This is a genomic window from Streptomyces sp. Ru71 (genome assembly GCF_002920535.1).
Classification (GTDB): Bacteria; Actinomycetota; Actinomycetes; order Streptomycetales; family Streptomycetaceae; genus Streptomyces.
Map to the genome: position 1 here is coordinate 1 of NZ_PQSS01000075.1, position 18,875 is coordinate 18,875.

At 73.8% G+C, this 18,875-nt stretch carries 14 protein-coding genes; 4 read left to right on the forward strand and 10 right to left on the reverse strand.

All coding sequences use genetic code 11. The features are described 5' to 3' along the window. The 6 genes from C3489_RS30835 to C3489_RS30860 form a co-directional block, all read right to left on the reverse strand. Positions 1 to 1,189 (reverse strand): hypothetical protein (locus C3489_RS30835; RefSeq protein WP_103785417.1); only part of this gene is annotated, 1,189 nt, incomplete at its 3' end. A gap of 321 nt (positions 1,190 to 1,510) precedes the next feature. Further along, a complete protein-coding gene (locus tag C3489_RS30840; protein ID WP_103785392.1) occupies positions 1,511 to 4,081 on the reverse strand; it encodes a polynucleotide kinase-phosphatase in 2,571 nt (856 codons plus the stop codon). Next, positions 4,078 to 5,556 carry a 3' terminal RNA ribose 2'-O-methyltransferase Hen1 gene (locus tag C3489_RS30845; protein ID WP_103785393.1) on the reverse strand — a complete coding sequence of 493 codons (1,479 nt, stop codon included), beginning with the start codon at positions 5,554 to 5,556 and terminating at the stop codon, positions 4,078 to 4,080. Before C3489_RS30845 ends, C3489_RS30840 begins: the two co-directional genes overlap by 4 nt. A gap of 20 nt (positions 5,557 to 5,576) precedes the next feature. Next, on the reverse strand, positions 5,577 to 6,764 hold the full coding sequence (locus tag C3489_RS30850) for a GDSL-type esterase/lipase family protein (protein ID WP_219821998.1): 1,188 nt from the start codon (positions 6,762 to 6,764) through the stop codon (positions 5,577 to 5,579). A gap of 90 nt (positions 6,765 to 6,854) precedes the next feature. Continuing rightward, a complete protein-coding gene (locus tag C3489_RS30855; protein ID WP_103785395.1) occupies positions 6,855 to 7,829 on the reverse strand; it encodes a hypothetical protein in 975 nt (324 codons plus the stop codon). Positions 7,830 to 7,918: 89 nt separating this feature from the next. Then, positions 7,919 to 8,842, reverse strand: a complete 924-nt coding sequence (locus C3489_RS30860; RefSeq protein ID WP_103785396.1) for an LLM class F420-dependent oxidoreductase — start codon at positions 8,840 to 8,842, stop codon at positions 7,919 to 7,921. A gap of 317 nt (positions 8,843 to 9,159) precedes the next feature. On the opposite strand from C3489_RS30860, the gene C3489_RS38865 reads away from it, so the two are divergent. Then, on the forward strand, positions 9,160 to 9,336 hold the full coding sequence (locus C3489_RS38865; RefSeq protein WP_181139916.1) for a hypothetical protein: 177 nt from the start codon (positions 9,160 to 9,162) through the stop codon (positions 9,334 to 9,336). A 16-nt stretch (positions 9,337 to 9,352) separates the two neighbouring features. Here the strand turns inward: C3489_RS38865 and C3489_RS30865 are convergent, their stop codons facing one another. The 4 genes from C3489_RS30865 to C3489_RS30880 all read right to left on the reverse strand — a co-directional run bounded on the left by C3489_RS30865 (position 9,353) and on the right by C3489_RS30880 (position 12,076). Next, on the reverse strand, positions 9,353 to 9,814 hold the full coding sequence (locus tag C3489_RS30865) for a DUF6099 family protein (RefSeq protein WP_103785397.1): 462 nt from the start codon (positions 9,812 to 9,814) through the stop codon (positions 9,353 to 9,355). Between the two features lie 183 nt (positions 9,815 to 9,997). Next, positions 9,998 to 10,399 carry a nucleotide pyrophosphohydrolase gene (locus tag C3489_RS30870; RefSeq protein WP_103785398.1) on the reverse strand — a complete coding sequence of 134 codons (402 nt, stop codon included), beginning with the start codon at positions 10,397 to 10,399 and terminating at the stop codon, positions 9,998 to 10,000. Further along, positions 10,396 to 11,568, reverse strand: coding sequence for a biotin transporter BioY (locus C3489_RS30875; protein WP_103785399.1), 1,173 nt, complete (start codon positions 11,566 to 11,568; stop codon positions 10,396 to 10,398). The genes C3489_RS30870 and C3489_RS30875 overlap by 4 nt, the downstream gene beginning before the upstream one ends. A 91-nt stretch (positions 11,569 to 11,659) precedes the next feature. Further along, complete coding sequence (locus C3489_RS30880) at positions 11,660 to 12,076, reverse strand: cell division protein SepF (protein ID WP_103785400.1); 417 nt, start codon at positions 12,074 to 12,076, stop codon at positions 11,660 to 11,662. Positions 12,077 to 12,273: 197 nt separating this feature from the next. Between C3489_RS30880 and C3489_RS30885 the strand changes: the two genes are divergently transcribed. The 3 genes from C3489_RS30885 to C3489_RS30895 all read left to right on the forward strand — a co-directional run bounded on the left by C3489_RS30885 (position 12,274) and on the right by C3489_RS30895 (position 18,864). Then, positions 12,274 to 14,019: a hypothetical protein gene (locus C3489_RS30885; RefSeq protein WP_258055023.1), complete on the forward strand. Its 1,746-nt coding sequence runs from the start codon at positions 12,274 to 12,276 to the stop codon at positions 14,017 to 14,019. A 113-nt stretch (positions 14,020 to 14,132) separates the two neighbouring features. After that, positions 14,133 to 17,246: an FAD-binding and (Fe-S)-binding domain-containing protein gene (locus tag C3489_RS30890; protein WP_103785401.1), complete on the forward strand. Its 3,114-nt coding sequence runs from the start codon at positions 14,133 to 14,135 to the stop codon at positions 17,244 to 17,246. 241 nt (positions 17,247 to 17,487) lie between these two features. Continuing rightward, positions 17,488 to 18,864, forward strand: a complete 1,377-nt coding sequence (locus C3489_RS30895) for a PP2C family protein-serine/threonine phosphatase (RefSeq protein ID WP_103785402.1) — start codon at positions 17,488 to 17,490, stop codon at positions 18,862 to 18,864. Positions 18,865 to 18,875 lie beyond the last annotated feature (11 nt).

An 18,875-nucleotide genomic window follows, 5' to 3' on the forward strand; every position in this document is an offset into this window, starting at 1 on the left:
GCCACGCGTCGAGCCGCTCGGCGTCGGGTTCGCTCCAGTGGTGCACGCCGACGCCCTGCTGCCGCAGGGCCCGCCAGCGGCGCTGCCACTGCTCGCGCACCGTCCCGTCGTGCGAGCGCATCCGCTCCAGACTGCGTAGGTGGACCCCGTACCGGGTGCCGAGCGGCAGTGGACGCGCGTCGCCGATCCGGTACGGCAGGGCGGCCACATCGTCGTTGAGGAGGTCGTACGGGAGGACGAACTCGACGTACGGCGGCGGGGGCTGGCGTCCGCTCGTCGGCGGCTCGGGCGGGACGGCCCAGAGCCGGGCGCCCTGCCGCAGCGCCCCTTCGACGGCGGGGGCGAGGCCGTCGAGGGTGGTGACGACGGGCTCGCAGGGCAGCGGGTCCCAGTGGCCGGGGACGGTGTTGAGCCACGGGCGGACGAGCACCTCGCCGGTGCCGTCCCGGGCCGGTTCCACGGCGACGATCAGACAGCGCGGGATGTCGGGGTCGCCGACCACCTCGGAACGGGCCCTGCGGCGCGCTTCGAGCTGTGCGGTGAGGCCTGCGCGGCGGGCCCAGTCGTCGGCCCAGCCGGACAGGGCGGTGCGGTGGGCGAGGGTGGTGGTGGCGAGGGCGGCGGCGCGGTCGAGGAGGAGGACGGCGGGCGGGAGGCCGTCGGGCTGGGCGTTCCACTCCAGGACGTGGGTGAACAGCTGGTCGGGGTTGAGTCCGAGGGGCAGGAAGAGGCCGTTGAGTTCCTGGACGAGGTCGTCGCGCAGCCGGCCGGCGGCCAGCTCGCCCTTGGCGAGCACCGCGCGTGCGCTGTTCTCGTCGTCGGCGGTGAGCGGACCGGGCAGCAGGTCGTCCTCGCCGGGCGGGGCCACGGGCTCCAATAACCGGTCGAGCTGATCGCCGGCCGGGCTTCCCTCGAAGACGCGCACCACACCCACCAGCACGCGCTCGCCGCCCGCCACGTTCAGCGCGGCCCGCACCAGGGTGATGACGTCCTCGCGGAGCTTGACGCCGCGGACGTCGACCTGGCGGTGCAGCTGCTCGCCCAGGACGGTGGCGAACTGGACGCGCCCCTGGGCGTCCTCCATGCAGCTCAGCTCGCACAGTGCGTCGGTGAGACGTAACAGCAGGTCCACGCCCTGCGCCTGCCCGGCTGTGTCCCCGGGCCCGACCGACCCCGCGCCTGTCTTCACCGACTTTCCCCCTGAGTCGGTACACCTGCCTGACCGACCAGCGAAGTTAGCACGGCAACCAGCGGTTAACCAGGGACGAATGGGACCGGAATCACGATGTCCGGCCAGGACCGCCCCAGCGGGGACGACCTGGCCGGAACCCGTCGCCCCGACGGCCGGGAACCACCGCGCTCCGCGGCTCCGAGACGGGTACCCATCGGCGGGGCGCGGGCGTGTTGCCGGGTGACGGTTCGTCGTGGCTGGTCGCGTCCCGCGGCGGAGCCGCACATCGATACTGCCCCGCGCCCCTGGGCCGGCTGCCGTGCCCTCCGCTCCAGCGGTTCACAGGCGGGGGTCGACCGGTTCCGACTCCAGGGCCAGGACCGCGAACACCGCCTCGTGGACCCGCCACAGCGGCTCGCCCTCCGCCAGGCGGTCGAGTGCCTCCAGGCCGAGTGCGTATTCGCGCAGCGCCAGCGACCGCTTGTGGTTCAGGAACCGCTGCCGCAGCCGGGCCAGGTGGTCCGGGCGGGTGTACTCGGGACCGTAGATGATCCGCAGGTACTCGCGGCCCCGGCACTTGATGCCGGGCTGGACCAGCCGGCCCTCCGGCCCGCGCACCAGCGCGCCGAGCGGCTTGACGACCATGCCCTCGCCGCCGCGGCCGGTCATCTCCAGCCACCAGTCGACGCCCGCCCGGACCGACTCCGGGTCGCCGGTGTCGACGTACAGGCGCCGGGTGGTCTGCAGCAGGCCGGTGCCGTCGTGCTCCACCAGCCGGTCGAGCAGGGCGAGCTGCTCGTCGTGCGGCAGCGCGGCGAGGCTGCGGCCCTGGACGGCGAGGATCTGGAACGGCGCCAGGCGCACCCCGTCCAGCCCGTCGGTGGTCCAGCAGTAGCGGCGGTACGCCTCGGTGAACGCGGCGGCGTCGGCGGCGCGGTCACGCTGGCGGGCGAGCAGGTCCGTCACGTCCACACCCCGGGCCGCCGCGCCCTCCAGCGCGGCCAGCGCGCCCGGGAACACCGCGCCCGACGCGGCGCCGACGGCCGCGTACTGCGACCGCAGCAGCCCCGACGCCTTCAGCGACCACGGCATCAGCTCGGCGTCGAGCAGCAGCCAGTCCGTGTCGAGTTCCTCCCACAGCCCGGCCTCGCCGACGGCGGCGCGCAGCCGGTCGAGGATCTGCTCGGTGACGGACGCGTCGTCGAAGAACGGCCGGCCGGTGCGGGTGTAGAGCGAGCCCGTGGGCCCGTCGACGCCGAACCGCCTGCGCGTCGCCTCCGCGTCCCGGCACACCAGGGCCACCGCCCGCGAGCCCATGTGCTTCTCCTCGCACACGACCCGCTCGACCCCGTCCGCCGCGTACTGGGCGAACGCCTCCGCCGGGTGCTCCAGGAAGTATCCATCAGCGGCTCCGCCGCGGGCGTCGCCCTTGCTCGTCGCGGTCGGCGCCATGGTCGGCGGCAGGTACGGCAGCAGGCGCGGGTCGGTCGCGAAGCGGCTCATCACCTCCAGCGCGGCCGCAGCGTTCTCCTCGCGCACCGACACCCGCCCGGCGTGCCGGGTCTCCACCACACGGCGGCCGTGCACGTCGGCCAGGTCCAGCGGCCGGCCGTCGTGCCCGCCGGGCGCCTCGGCGCGCAGCGGCTTGACCGGCTCGTACCAGACCCGCTCCGCCGGTACGTCGACCAGCTCCCGCTCCGGCCAGCGCAGTGCGGTGAGCTTGCCGCCGAAGACGGCGCCGGTGTCCAGGCAGATGGTGTTGTTGAGCCAGGTGGCCTCGGGGACGGGCGTGTGGCCGTAGACCACGGCGGCCCGGCCCCGGTAGTCCTCGGCCCACGGGTAGCGCACCGGCAGCCCGAACTCGTCGGTCTCGCCGGTGGTCTCGCCGTACAGCGCGTGCGAGCGGACCCGGCCGGAGGTGCGGCCGTGGTACTTCTCCGGCAGACCGGCGTGGCAGACGACGAGCCGGCCGCCGTCGAGGACGTAGTGGCTGACCAGGCCCTCGATGAACTCCCGTACCTCCCGCTTGAACTCCTCGCTCTCGCCCTCCATCTGCGCGATCGTCTCGGCCAGGCCGTGGGTGTGCTGCACCTTGCGGCCCTTGAGGTGGCGGCCGTACTTGTTCTCGTGGTTGCCGGGCACGCACAGCGCGTTGCCCGCCTTGACCATGGACATCACGCGGCGCAGCACGCCGGGGCTGTCCGGGCCGCGGTCGACGAGGTCGCCGACGAAGACGGCGGTACGGCCCTCCGGGTGGACGCCGTCGACGTAGCCCAACTTGGCGAGCAGCGCCTCCAGTTCGGCGGAGCAGCCGTGGATGTCGCCGACGATGTCGAACGGGCCGGTGAGGTGGGTGAGGTCGTTGAACCGCTTCTCGGTGACGACGGTGGCCCGCTCGACCTCCTCCACGCCGCGCAGCACGTGCACCTTGCGGAAGCCCTCGCGCTCCAGGTGGCGCAGGGAGCGGCGCAGTTCGCGGATGTGGCGCTGGATGACCCGGCGCGGCATGTCGGCCCGGTCGGTGCGGGCCGCGTTGCGCTCGGCGCACACCTCCTCGGGCACGTCGAGGACGATGGCGATGGGCAGCACGTCGTACCGCTTGGCCAGGTCGATCAGCTGCCGCCGGGCGTCCTGCTGGACGCTGGTGGCGTCCACGACGGTGCGGCGGCCGGCGGCGAGCCGCTTGCCGGCGATGTAGTGCAGGACGTCGAAGGCGTCGCGGGTCGCGCTCTGGTCGTTCTCGTCGTCGGAGACCAGGCCGCGGCAGAAGTCGGAGGAGATGACCTCGGTGGGCTTGAAGTGGCGGCGGGCGAAGGTGGACTTGCCCGAGCCGGACGCACCGACGAGGACGACGAGGGAGAGGTCGGTGACGGGCAGCACGCGCCCCTTGTTGCTCGGTTCCTCGGTCATGCCGCCTTCGCCTCCTTCTCGTTCTCCCCGGTGTTCTCTGTCTTCTTCAGGAACACGGCCATCTGGGTGGGCGGGCCGACCTCGGGGTCGTCCGGGCCGACGGGGCGGAACTGGACGTCGTAGCCGTGGCGTTCGGCCACCGCGCCCGCCCAGGCGCGGAACTCCTCGCGGGTCCACTCGAAGCGGTGGTCGCCGTGCCGCACGTGTCCGGCCGGGAGGGACTCCCAGCGCACGTTGTACTCGACGTTCGGGGTGGTCACCACGACCGTGCGGGGGCGGGCGGAGCCGAACACCGCGTACTCCAGGGCGGGCAGCCGGGGCAGGTCGAGGTGCTCGATCACCTCGCTGAGCACGGCCGCGTCGTACCCCTTGAGCCGGCGGTCGGTGTACGCCAGCGAGCCCTGGAGGAGCTTGACCCGCGCCGCCTGCCGCTCGCCCATCCGGTCCAGCCTCAGCCGCCGGGAGGCGATGGTCAGCGCCCGCATCGACACGTCGACGCCGACGATCTCGGTGAACCGCGCGTCCTTGAGCAGCGCCTGCACCAGCTGGCCCTGCCCGCACCCGAGGTCGAGGACGCGGGCCGCGCCGGTCTCGTGCAGTACGGCCGTGATGGCCTCGCGGCGCAGCACGGCGAGCGGGGTCGGCTTCTCCTCCTCGGTCTCGGTCGCGACGGCGTTGTCGATCTCCGTGACGTCCGCGTCGTCGGTCTCGGCGAGCCGCACCAGTTCCAGGCGCTCCATGGCCTGCCGGGTGAGCGACCAGCGGCGGGACAGGAAGCGGCTGGTGATCAGCTTCTGCTCGGGGTGGCCGGGCAGCCAGCCCTCGCCGGCCCGCAGCAGCTTGTCGACCTCGTCGGCGGCGACCCAGTAGTGCTTGGCGTCGTCCAGGACGGGCAGCAGGACGTACAGGTGCCGCAGCGCCTCGGACAGGCGCAGCGTCTCCGACTCCAGGACGAGACGCACGTACCACGAGTCGCCCCACTCGGGGAACTCGGCGTCCAGGGCGACCGGCTCGGCGCTCACCGTCCAGCCGAGCGGCTCGAAGAGGCGTCGTACGAGGTCCGGGCCGCCGCGGGCGGGCAGCGCGGGCACCTCCACGCGCAGCGGCAGCGGCTGCGCGGCCCGCTGGGGCCGGGCGGTGCACACCCCGCGCATCGCGCTGGAGAACACACCGCTCAGCGCGACGGCGAGCAGCGAGGAGGCCGCGTACGGCCGGTCGTTGACGTACTGGGCGAGGGCGGCGTCGGGTGCGCCGCCGCGGCCCTTGCCCTTGCCGCGCCGCACCAGCGCCACCGGGTCGACCTCCAGCAGCAGCGCCGCCGTGCAGCGCTGGGCGTCCGCCTCGGGGTAGAGGACGTGCGCGGTGCCGTAGGAGGTGGAGAACGCCTGCGCCCGGTCGGGGTGCTTGTGCAGCAGGAACCCGAGGTCGGTCGCGGGGCGTTCCTCCGTGCCGGTGGTGCTGATGGTCAGGAACATGTGATCGAGTCTCGCGGCCGTCAGGCGGCCGGGCCACCGGTTTTCTCCCCGCCGTCGGGGAACGTTGTCCGCAGGACGTCCGCGAACCGGGTGCCGATACGGCGGTGGGTGGCGCCGTCGGGGTGCAGCCCGTCGGGCAGCGGCAGTTCGGCGTGGTCGGTCTCGCCGTACAGCTCGCGGCCGTCGAGGTAGCGCAGGTGGGGGTCGTCTGCGGAGCGCTCGGTGACGATCCGGGACAGCTCCTCGCGGATGACGGTGAGCGTGAGCTTTCCGGCCGGGACCTCCGCCGGGTCGCCCAGGGCGCGGAAGGCCAGCCGGCCCTCGGCGAGCGCGTCCATGTCGAAGGCGCCGGGGCCGGGCGTGTCCTCGTGCATCGGGCAGTACAGCGGGGAGACGACGGTGAGCGGGGTCGTCGGGTGCCCCTCGCGCACGGTGTCGAGGAAACCGTGGACGGCCGGCCCGAAGGCACGCCTGCGCATCAGGTCGAGGTTGACGATGTTGATGCCGATCTTGAGGGTGATCAGGTCGGCGGGGGTGTCCCGGATCGCGCGGGCGGTGAACGGGTCGAGCAGCGCGCTGCCGCCGAAGCCGAGGTTGACCAGCTCCACGCCGGAGAGCCGGGCGGCGAGCGCCGGCCAGGTGCCGGTGGGGCCGTCCGCGTCGGAGCCGTGGCTGATGGAGCTGCCGTGGTGCAGCCAGACCGGGCGGTCGCCGTCCGGCGCGGGCTCGACGGGGGCGTCGGTGCGCAGGGCGACCAGTTCGGTGTGCTCGTTGTGCGGCAGCCAGATCTCGACGTCCTTGTCCCGGTCGGGCAGATCGGTGAAGCGCAGGGTGCGCACCGGGCCGGGCCGGGTCTCGGTGGCGCCGGTCGCCAGGTCGATGGTGACGGTGTTGCCGTCGTCCGCGGACGCCCGGCCGGCGGGGTGGCCGTCGACGAGGAGTTCGTACACGCCGTGCGGGCGGGGCGGGGCGCCGCGGTAGACGCGCTTGGTGGCCAGCACGTCCAGCTCGACGGCGGTGGCGCGGGTGCGCAGGGCCAGGCGGACGCCGGACGGCTGGGACTCGGCCAGGGCGAGCTGGGGGTCGCTGTTCTGGGCGCGGGCGCGGGCCGGGAGCCGGTGCGGGAGCAGCCCGTGCGCGGTGCGCTCCAGTTCGAGGGCACCGCGTACGAGGGCGGAGGTCAGGGGTGTGGTGATGGTTGCGGACACCTTGTCGATGGTCGCAGACGCCTCGGCGACGAGCGACGGGCCCAGGCGGGCGCGGCGGCGGCCTGACCCGGTCCGGGTGCCGGGCGGCGGTCAGCGATGGGCGCGCAGGATGTCGCGGGCCGTGCGGACGGTGTCCTTCTGCCGCTCGCGTTCCTCCTCCAGTTGCCGCTTGTTCTCGGCGATCAGACGCTCCTGGACGCGGACGTCCACGGTGTGCACCGCGCGGAGGTAGCCGGTGCGCTGCTTGCAGCGGGCGTCCGCGGTCGCGGTGCGCTTCTCGCGCGCCGACGGCTCGCCGCGCGGGGCGTCGTGGAGCGGGCCGCCGGGCAGGCGGTCGCCGAGGTCCTGCTGCTCGCGGCCGGGGTCGCTCTGGGCGTCCATGGGGGTGGCGTAGTGGTGGCCGGCGGCCTTCATGCACGCCGACCAGGCCTGGTCGGCCTTCTTCCACGCCGGGTCCCGGCGCCCCTCGTTCAGGCTGCGGGTCTTCAAGTTCCGGACCAGGTCCACGCGTTGCCCCGGATAGGCACCCTCGACGGTGTGGCTCGCCTGGCCCAGGCAGCCGTGGTCGGGGATGCGGTGGCCGTGCGCGGTCCTGGGGTCGCCGGTGAGCAACTCGCCGGTCAGCGCGAGGTGTTCGGTGAGCGTCCAGGTCCGCTTCGAGGTCCGGCGTTCGTAGGCGGCCTGCGGGCCGTGATAGCCGTGGCGGGCGGCTTCCACGGGGTCGGTGACGCCGTAGCGGTGGTCGTCAAAGGCCACGAGCACCAGGAGGGCGGCCCCGTATCCGGACGGGCGCACCGGCCAGGCGGGCAGGGGGTCCTTGTCGAGGTCGCCCAGGCCGGTGAAGCCGAGGCGGGTCATGCACGCCTGGGCGAGCTTCCAGCGGGCCCGGTTGATCTCGTGGGCCTCCGCCTCGGTGGTGTCGTAGGCGTCCAGCGGCTGGTGGCGCGGATCGCCGGTGGCGAGGGGCCGGGGGTCGCCGGGGCCGTCCTGGGGCCCGTGCCCGCAGGCGGCGAGCACGAGCCCCAGGGCAGCGGCCGCCAGGGGCAGGGGGGTGGCTCTGCGCATCGGACCAGCCCATCAGGGCGGCCCCTGCCCCGGCTGTGGCGGAAGCCACACTTCCGGGCACAGCCGGGTCACAGGGTGCGGCCCGTGCCCTACGGCAGCTGGGACTGCACCTGGGCCGAGATCAGCTCCAGGTGGTCCAGGTCGTGCAGGTCGAGCACCTGGAGGTAGAGGCGGCTGGAGCCGATCGCGGCGTAGCGGCCGATCTTGTCGACGACCTCGGCCGGGGAGCCGGCCAGGCCGTTCGCCTTCAGCTCCGCCACATCGCGGCCGATGGCGGCGGCGCGGCGGGCCACCTCGGCGTCGTCGCGGCCCACGCAGACGACGAGGGCGTTGGAGTACACGAGGTCGTCGGCCCTGCGCCCGATCGCCTCGGCGGCGGCGCGCACCCGCCCGAACTGCCGCTCGCTGTCCTCGACCGAGGCGAAGGGGATGTTGAACTCGTCGGCGTGGCGGGCGGCGAGGCGGGGGGTGCGGGTGGCGCCGTGGCCGCCGACGAGGACCGGGATCTTGTCCTGCGCGGGCTTGGGCAGCGCGGGCGAGCCGGTGAGGTCGTAGTGGGTGCCGTGGAAGTCGTAGGTCTTGCCGGGCTTCGTCGCCCACAGACCCGTGACGATCTCCAGCTGCTCCTCCAGACGGGCGAACTTGTCCTTCGGGAACGGGATGCCGTAGGCCCGGTGCTCCTCCTCGAACCAGCCCGCGCCCAGGCCCAGCTCGACGCGTCCGCCGGACATCTGGTCGACCTGGGCGACCTGGATGGCGAGGACGCCGGGCAGCCGGAAGGTGGCCGCGGTCATCAGCGTGCCCAGCCGGATGCGCCGCGTCTCACGGGCGAGGCCGGCGAGCGTGATCCAGGCGTCGGTGGGGCCGGGCAGCCCGTCCACGTCACCCATCTTCAGATAGTGATCGGAGCGGAAAAAGGCGTCGAAGCCGAGATCCTCGGTGGCCTTGGCCACGGCGAGCAGCGTGTCGTAGGTGGCCCCCTGCTGGGGCTCGGTGAAGATGCGAAGGTCCATACCCCCCATCCTGCACAGACGGCCCCCGCCGCCCGCCACCGGACCCAACGGCCCCGCCCCACGCTCCCCGACCGGGCCTCCGGCCACGTGGCCTCGGGCAGCTCGATGTCCGCCCATGGGGACCCCGGCCCGCTTGATCCCCGGTCGGGTGAAAAGCGTCAACCCCGTGCACCGCCGCACTCCGCGCCAGTGACCGCCATCGGTGGTGATCGTTGGCTCCTGCGGAGCCGGACCGACCGGCGCCCGTGCGCGGTGTGGATCGCCGTCGCGTCACCCGTGCCGGTCCTCGTGAAGGGCCGCGGGCCGAGGAGGCCGTCATGTCCGAAGAGTCCGTGCCGCAGCAGGGCGGGGGCGCCGCCCAGCCGAAGGGGCTGCTGCAGCAGATGGAGGAACTGATGGCGGCGCTCACCGCGGACCTGTCGGCGCTCGACGCGGATCTGCAGTCCGCGGGGGGCGCCCAGCGCACGCCGCGGGAGGAGAGCGAGGCGGGCTGAGCCCGTCACCGCGTGGTCAGCGCTCCGGTAACGCCTCTTCGCGTGCGGCCAGTTTGCGCAGCATCCAGTGGACGCGGTCACGGGACTCGTCGGCCGCGTCGATGGCCTCCATGCACTGCCAGTACGTACTCTCGCCGTCCGCCCCGCCCGCGACGCCGACGAGCGCGATGCCGACGTCGGCGAGCAGGGCGTCGAGAGCGAGCAGCGTCTGCCGGGCGTCGTCGAGGGCGGTGAGCTGGGCGGCGCGTAACTCGCCCGGGTCGAGTTCGGGCGGGTCAAGGACCCCGCAGCCCCGGCCGGCCAGTTCGGTCAACCCCAGTGCCTCGCCCCGCAGTTCGGGCGGACCGGAGACCGCGAGCCGGCTGCCGATCGCCTGGGCGAGAGCCTGCGCCTGCCAGACCTCCCGCAGAACGCGCGCCGGATCAGCGCTCGCCGCCAGCGCCCGTCTGCTCGTCAGGATGAGCCGCACCGCGTCCACACGCGCCCCCGGTGGTGATCCGACGCGCCTCTCGCACGTCCGCCCGAACTCCCTTGTCAACTACCCAGCGTGAAGGCATGTGGGACGAAAAGCCAGAGGAAGACGGAAATCTGCGGACAACAAATCGGTTTCGGTCGATTGAGCGACTGCGGAGAGTGAAAGCGGACGTGAATGTTCCAAGGGTCACGCGCCGTCGCCGCGACCACTCCCCTCGTCGGCGCCGCCACTCCCCCCGTCGGCGCCACCACCCTCCCCGCCGCCCGGCGCCGGGAAGCGCTTCTCGTTGCGCTCGATCTTCTCCGCCAGCGCCGTCAGCGGGTCGACGCCGAGCACCTCGCACAGCTGGAGCAGATAGGCGAGCACATCGGCCACCTCGTCGCGGACCCGGTGCGCGGTGTCCGGGTCGTCCATGACCCGGGCCGACTCCTGCGGCGTCAACCACTGGAAGATCTCGACCAGTTCGGCGGCCTCCACGCTGAGCGCGGTCGCCAGGTTCTTGGGCGTGTGGTACGGCTGCCAGTTGCGGGCGGCCGCGAACTCGGCCAGCCTGCGCTGCAGCTGCGCCAGATCCGGGTGCTTCGTCACGGGTCCAGGTGTACCACCGTGACGCCGTCGATCCCGGCCGCCCAGGAGGCGTCAGCGACCGCGCCGACGCACGTCAGATGCCCGCCTTCGCCCATCCGCACCGCCAGTCGCGCCAGTTCGGCCCGCTGCCGCGGGTCCAGGCAGCGGTCGAAGCCGTCGGCCAGCACGGTCAGCGCCTGCAGGGCCGGGGGCACCTCGCCGGCCGGGTCGACCTCCAGGATGCCGGGGCCGGTGAGCAGCACCAGGGACAGCGCGAGGTAGCGCAGTTCGCCGTCGCCGAGCCGGGCCAGCTCCGTACGGGACCCGCCGTCCCGTTCCAGGAAGGCCCGTGTCGTACCGTCGGGCCGGAGTTCGGCCACGACGTCGGCGGCGGGGACGGCGCAGCCGGCGCGCAGGGCGGCGACGAGCTGCGCGTGCCGGCGGCCGCACTCGGCGCGGGTGCGCCACAGGACGTCGGCGAGGTTGCCGCAGTCGGCGAGCAGCCGGCCGCAGCCGCCGGGGACGGGCGCCCGCATCCGGGAGGGACGCGGATCGCAGGTGAACACCGAGCGCAGCGCGACGACCATCTGCTCGGCGGCGGCCAGCACCTGACGCTGTCCGTCCGTCCTGCCGGAGACGCGCAGCGGCAGCAGCGCGGTCCCGAGCCGGTCGTCGGGCAGCGGGGCGCGCGTCACCGGCGCGGACCCGGCGGTGTGCCAGGCGGCCTGCACCGCCCGCCGCCCAGGATCGACGAGCGCGGTCTCCAGCAGCACGATCCCGCCGGCGGTGAGCCGCTCCCCCACGACCCGCAGCTCGGGTTCCACCTGGACGGCGAGGTCGAGCGTTACGGGTCCGGCGGGACCGTCGGCCGTGCAGCCGATCCGGAAGCCGCGCCGGCGCTGGGCGTCGGGCCGGGCCCGCTCGGGCACGCACGCCCCCGGCTCGGGGAAGGCCTCCTCCAGCTCGGCGCCGGCGGCGAGCCGCGCGAGGGCGGCGTAGGCGCGCAGCGCGGTCGACTTGCCGCTTCCGCTGGACCCGGCGAGGAGGGTGAACGCCCCGGTCAGCGGGAGCACGGCCCGGCGGTGCCCGGCGAAGGCGGACAGCCGCAACTCGGTGACCCGGGGCCGCACGGGCCGCAGGGCGGGTGGCTCCTGGGAGCCGGGCAACGACGAAACGGAAGTAACGCCCATACGGTGGACGCTAGGCCCGCCCTGCCGCGGGGAACCGTTCCGCCGACGCCACGTTCCTCCTATCGGGGGACCAGCGGCATGGACGGGCCCGTCAGCTCCCGGACAGCCCGGTGTTCTCCATCAGGCCGCTGACCTCCGTGCCCCGGGGGGTGAGGAGGAACACGTTGCGGTCGACGCGGTGCATACCGCTGGCGAGCCCGAAGACGACGCCGGTGGAGAAGTCGAGGACGCGCTTGGCGACCTCGGTCTCCGCTCCGGTGAGGTCGAGGAGGACCGGGACGCCGGCCATCAGGGTCTCGGCGACCTCGCGGGCGTCCGCGAAGACGTTCACCCTCAGCACCACGAAGCGGCGCCGCATCTCCGTCTCGGCCTCCGGCAGCGAGCGGTGGTTCACCGCCGACGGCCAGGAATCGCGGCCACGCAGCGGTACGACCTGGGCGAGCCCCTCCCACTGTTCATCGGTGACGTCGTGGCGGTTCACCGCTCCCCCGATCTGACTCGCTCTCATCTCCTGCACCGGGCAATTCTTACGCCAAGTCACCTGTTCGGCCCAACAGCGACACGGTGCGCGACCGCACAACCGGCAGCCGCATCCCGTATGCCGTCTTCCTCCCGGAGTGCCAGCGCTCATCTGGGTCACACCGGAATCTTCACCTCCGTCCGCGCCCCGTTCACCGGGTGCTCTTAGCGTCCCGTGCCGTGCACATGGCAGACACACAGCTGGCGGCTCCCGGTCGCCGATCGCGGCCGGCGCCGGCCGCCCTTGAGCAGGACCCGCCCCCCGCGCAGTGGCACCGCGTCCTCACCCTGCTGGCCACCGTCAGCCTCTTCATCGGCACCCGCACGGTGTGGACGCAGGCGGCCACGCACCGGCTCCCGGTGGCCCTGGTGATCACGGCCTGCTACGCGTCGATCCTGCTGTGCGGGGTGCTCACCGTGGTGACCCGGCGCGGCCGGACCCTGGCCCGTCTGGACCTGGCCGTCCTGCTGACGGCGATGACGCTCACCGTGTGCACCTGGGTCCTGAACCACAACGGCGCCGACGAGGCCGTGCTGACCACCCAGGCGGCCCGCGAGCTGGCGGCCGGCCATCCCGTCTACGGCCAGCCGTGGCCCTGGCTGTTCGGCCCCGGCATCGCCCTCACCCCGACCGTCGACGGCGGGTACGACTACACGTACGGCTATCCCCCGCTGGCCCCGCTGCTCACGGCGCCGCTGCTGTGGCTGGGCCACTCCGGCACCCCGGCGACGGCCGTCACCACGGGCGCGCTGCTGGTGGCCGCGGTCACGCTGTGGCGGATGCTGCCGGTGCCGTGGCGCTCGGCGGCGACGATGGTCTGCCTGGGCTTCGGCTTCCTGCCCTCCTACGCCCGCCTCGGCTACCCGGCGATGCTGGGCCTCGCCCTGCTGATCCCGGTGGTGGTGCGCTGGCCCCGGCTCGGGCGGGGCGGCCGGCTCGGACCCGCCGGGATCGCCCGGGCCGCGTGCCTGGGCGTGGCCTGCGCGGCGCAGCAGCTGCCGTGGTTCGTCACGCCGTTCCTGCTGGCCGGCCTGTACGCCGTGCGCCGTGGCGAGCTGGGCGCGCGGGGGGCCGGGCTGCTCCTGCTGCGGGTGATCGGGATCGCGTTCGGCGGGTGGCTGCTGATCAACGTGTACTTCGTCGTGCACGAGCCGCACACCTGGTTCGAGGGCATCCTGCTGCTGATCACGCAGGGCGCGGTGCTGCACGGCCAGGGCCTGAACGTCGTGTCGCTGCTGCTGACGGACGGCAGCGACCGGCTGGACTGGTACGGGCACGCGAGCATGCTGCTGCTGGCCGGGCTGCTCGCGGTGTTCGTGCTGTTCGTGCGGCGGCTCGGGCCCGCGGCGACGGTGCTGCCGTGGTGCGCGTTCTATCTGGCGACGCGCTCGCAGGACGGCTACTACCTGCTGATGACGCCGCTGTGGCTGGCCGCCGTGGTGACCGCGCCGGCCGCCGAGTTCGCCGGCGCCTGGCAGCCGCGGCCAAGGTGGCTGCCGGCCGGTGCGCGGCGCCGCCCGGCGCTGGCCGCGGCGGGCGCGCTGCTGCTGGCCCCGGCGCTGGTGAGCGCCCTGCTCGCGGCGACCGGGACGCCGCCGCTGCGCATGCGGGTCACCGAGGTGCGGCATGCGACACCGAGCAAGGTGTCGCTGCTGACGGTGCGTGTGACCAACACCGGCGACCGCCCGCTGACCCCGCACTTCATGCTCACCACGGGTGAGGGCATGGGCCGGTACTGGACGGTGGAGCGCGGCCCGGCCACCCTGCCCGCGCACGACACGGCCGTCTACGCGCTGCGACCGCCCAAGGGCACGTTCCCCGTGTCCCGCAACAACGCCAAGGTGAGGGTGCGGCTGCGGGCGTTCACCGGCGATCCGCAGACGCTGTCGAGCATCGACGTACGGCATCTGCTGCTGACGCCTCGGAGGTGAGGGGCCCGACGGGCCCCGAAGGGTGAGCGGCCGGGCTGCCCGGCCTCCCTTGATTCACGGCCTGCCGCCCGGGTACCCGGCGGCTGCCGTGGCGAGAGGCAAGGGAGGTTGCCATGGGTCTGTCCGGCCTGCCCGATCCCGTCGTGCGCCGGTCGGCGGCACCGCCGGTCGACACCGAGCGGCTCGCGGCCGCGCTGCGCGAGCGGGTGGACGGGGAGGTGCGGTTCGACGCCGGCAGCCGGGCCGCGTACTCCACGGACGCCTCCAACTTCCGGCAGACCCCCATCGGCGTGGTCGTGCCCCGTACGCCCGAGGCCGCGGTGGAGGCCGTCGCGGTCGCCCGCGAGCACGGGGCTCCGGTGCTGTCCCGGGGCGGTGGGACCAGCCTGGCCGGGCAGTGCACCAACGCCGGCGTGGTCATCGACTGGTCCAAGTACTGCACCCGGATCGAGTCCGTCGACGAGGAGGCCCGCACCTGTGTCGTCGAGCCCGGCATCGTGCTGGACGCGCTGAACCGGCAGCTCGCGCCGGCCGGCCTGCGCTACGGCCCGGAGCCCGCCACGCACGCCAACTGCACCATCGGCGGCATGATCGGCAACAACTCCTGCGGCGCCACCGCGCAGGCGCACGGCAAGGTCGTCGACAACATCGCCCGCCTTGAGGTGCTGCTCTACGACGGCACCCGCTTCTGGTGCGGGCCGACCAGCGACGAGGAGTACGCCGAGATCGAGCGGCACGGCGATCTGCGGGCCGCCGTCTACCGGCAGCTGCGGGCGCTGCGCGACACCTACGCCGACGAGATCCGCCGCCGCTTCCCGGACATCCCGCGCCGGGTCTCCGGCTACAACCTCGACTCCCTGCTGCCAGAGCGCGGCTTCGACGTGGCCGGGCTGCTCGTCGGCAGCGAGTCCACGCTCGTCACGGTCCTGCGCGCGGAGCTGAAGCTGGTGCCGGTGGTGAAGGAACGGGCGCTGGTGGTGCTGGGGTTCCCCGGCGTGGACAAGGCCGCCGACGCCGTACCGGCCGTACTGCCGTACGAGCCGATCGCGCTGGAGGGCCTGGACAAGCACCTGATCCGGGACGAGCAGATCAAGCACCTCAACCCGGACGCGATCGGTGAACTCCCCAAGGGCACCGCCTTCTTGATGGTGCAGTTCGGCGCGGACACCCTGCACGAGGCCGAGGACCGGGCGCACCGCATGCTGGAGGCGCTGCACGAGTCCGAGCACGACCCCCACGTCGCGTTCCTCGACGACCCCGCGCACGAGGACGAGTTGTGGCAGGTGCGGGAGGCCGGGCTCGGCGCGACGGCGCACCTGCCGGGCCGCCCCGACACGTTCGAGGGGTGGGAGGACTCGGCGGTGGCTCCCGAGAAGCTGGGCGACTACCTGCGCCGGCTGCGGGCGCTCTACGAGGAGTTCGGCTACCAGAGCGACACCGGCCCCAGCCTGTACGGCCACTTCGGGCAGGGCTGCGTCCACACCCGTATCCCCTTCGACCTGTACAGCGCGGACGGGGTGGCCACCTACCGCCGCTTCATGGAGCGGGCGGCCGATCTGGTGGCGGAGTTCGGCGGCTCCTTCTCCGGTGAGCACGGCGACGGGCAGAGCCGGGGCGAGCTGCTGCCGCGGATGTTCGGCGAGGAGATCGTGACCGCGTTCGGGCGGCTGAAGGCGGTCTTCGACCCGGAGGACCGGATGAACCCGGGCAAGGTCGTCGCGCCGTACAAGCTGGACGAGAACCTGCGGCTCGGCGCGGACTGGGCGCCGTACGACCCGCAGAACCTGTACTTCCGCTTCCCGCACGACGGCGGGTCGTTCGCGGAGGCCGCCAACCGCTGTGTCGGTGTCGGCAAGTGCCGTCAGCACACCAACGACGGCGGTGCGGTGATGTGCCCGTCCTACCAGGTCACGCGGGAGGAGGAGCACTCCACGCGGGGCCGGGCCCGGCTGCTGTTCGAGATGATGGACGGGCACGGCGACAGCGCGATCGCCGACGGCTGGCGCTCGCAGGCGGTCCGTGACGCGCTCGACCTGTGCCTGGCGTGCAAGGGCTGCAAGAAGGACTGCCCGGCCGACGTCGACATGGCCACGTACAAGGCGGAGTTCCTGGCCCACCACTACGCCGGCCGGCCCTGGCGCAGGCCGCGCTCGGACTGGTCGATGGGCTGGCTGCCGGCGCTCGCGCAGGCCGTGGGCCGCGCCCGCCTCGGCCCGCTCGTCAACACGGTGACGCACACCCCGGGCCTGGCGAAGGCGGCGGTGACGCTGGCCGGCGTCGAGGACCGGGAGGTGCCGCTGTTCGCCCGGCAGACGCTCCAGCAGTGGTACGCCGGTCACGAGCCGCGCGGTGACGGCGAGCGCGGCACGGTCCTGCTGTGGCCGGACACGTTCACCAACCACTTCCACCCGCACCTGGGCCAGGCGGCGGTGCATGTGCTGGAGGCGGCGGGCTGGCGTGTGGAGCTGCCCACCGAACCGCTGTGCTGCGGCCTGACCTGGATCTCGACGGGCCAGCTGGGGACGGCGAAACGCATCCTGACCCGTACGGTGCGCGCCCTCGCCGGCCATGTCCGGGCCGGCGGTCTGGTGGTCGGCCTGGAGCCCAGCTGTACGGCGGTGTTCCGGGCGGACGCGGGCGAGCTGTTCCCCGGCGACCGTGACGTGCGGCGGCTCGCCGACCGGACGGTGACGCTGGCCGAGCTGCTGACCGAACACAGCCCCGGCTACGAGCCGCCCCGGGTGCCGGAGCGCTCCGCGCGGGCGCTGGCCCAGGTGCACTGCCACCAGCACGCGGTGATGGGCTGGGAGGCGGACCAGGAGCTGCTGCGGCGGGCCGGGGTGGACGTCGAGCACCTGGAGTCCGGCTGCTGCGGCCTGGCCGGCAACTTCGGCTTCGAGAAGGGCCACCTGGACGTCAGCAAGGCGTGCGCGGAGCGGGTGCTGCTGCCCCGGCTGCGGGAGGCGGACGAGGAGACGGTGGTCCTCGCGGACGGCTTCAGCTGCCGCACCCAGATCCACGAGGGCGACAGCGGCGGCCACGAGGCGGTCCACCTGGCCGAGCTCCTGGCGACAGCCCTGCGGGACGCCCCCGGCAGCGCCTACGGCACCGCTCCCGGGGCCCGCCCCGCTCCCCCGGGCCGGGCGGCCCGGGCCGCCGCGCTGACCACCACCGCCGTGCTGGCGACGGGCCTCGCGGCCGGGCTGGGACGGCTGCGCCGATCATGACGGCGGGGCAACGGCGACGGCGGGCCGGACCGGTCCGCCTCGGCCGTACCGGCACGGCCGCGCCGGCCGTGAGCTCCGACCAGCGGTGACCGAGCCACCTCTGTCGTGACCGACCCCGGTGGCCCTCCCCGGGGGCGCCTGGCCACTCGGCCCACCGGAGTGCGCCATCGTATGTTGGCCTCATGGCGGTTTTGCCCGTTTCGCCGCACCTCACGGTGGCCTCGACGAGCGGCTGCTCGTGATGGCCGGCGACCGGGACGCACCCTGGAGGAGACAGGCCCCCGTGCCGGACCTGCACGAACGGCTGCGCGCCGAGCTGGGCCGGATCGACGAGCAGCTGCGGGCGCTGCTGGACGCCATGGACCGGCTGCAGGGCCTGCTGGACGCCGTGGTGGCGATCAGCCGGGAGACCGAACTCCCCGCGGTGCTGCACCGCATCGTGACCACCGCCATGGACCTGGTGGGCGCCCGCTACGGGGCCCTGGGGGTGCTGGACGAGGCAGGAGACCACCTGGAGCAGTTCATCGTCGCCGGGCTGTCCGAACAGGAGCGTCTCGATCTCGCCGAGATCGGCTTCCCGCGCGGTCTCGGCGTGCTGGGGCATCTCATCCGCCACCCCGAGCCGCTGCGGCTGGACAGCATCCTGGCGCACCCGTCCTCCGCCGGCTTCCCGCCCGGCCACCCCCGTCTGGGCTCCCTGCTCGGCGTCGCCATCAGCGTCCGCGGGGAGATCTACGGCGACCTGTACCTCTCCGAGCGCGCTGACAGCCGGCCGTTCGACGTGCACGACGAGAACGTCGTCGTCGCCCTGGCCGGCGCGGCCGGGATCGCGATCGAGAACGTCCGCCTGTTCGAGCGGGTGCGCCTGGGCGCCGAACAGTTCCAGCGGCTGCTCCTGCCGACGCTGCCCGACCTGGCCCCGTTCACCGCGGCCGCCATCTACCGGCCCGCCGCCGAACCCAGTCCCGTCGGCGGGGACTGGTACGACGCCATCCCGCTGCCCGGCAACGTGGTGGCCGTCGTCATCGGCGACGTCGTCGGGCACGATCTGCACGCCGCCGCCTCGATGGCGTCCACCCGGAACATGCTGCGCGGCCTGCTGTACGAGCGGTCCGGCCCGCCGGGTGCGATCCTCGCCCAGCTCGACCGCACGCTGGAGGCGATCACGGACAACCCCGTCACCACCACGACGCTGGCGCGGCTGGAGCCGGCCGGGCCGGAGTGGCTGCTGAACTGGAGCACCGCGGGCCATGTCCCGCCGCTGCTGCTCGTCCCGGGGCGGCGGGCCGAGTACCTCTACGCCGAGCCGGGGCTGCCGCTGGGCGTCGACTCCGGGCAGCCTCGCCCCGATCACGTGCGGCTCGTGCCGCCGGAGTCCACCGTCGTCTTCTTCACGGACGGGCTGCTCGAACACCCCGCCCGGTCGATCGAGGAGAGCCTCGACGAGCTGACCGCCCTCGCCACCACGTACGCCGACCTGCCGCTGGAGGACTTCGTCCAGGCGCTGGCCGATCACCACCCCAGCGACGGCCACGACGACATGGCGGTCCTGGCCCTGCGCACCCCCTGCACGCCGGGTGAGCCGCCGCTCGGCTCTGCCGTGGAGGATTCGCGGTAGGGGGCGGATGA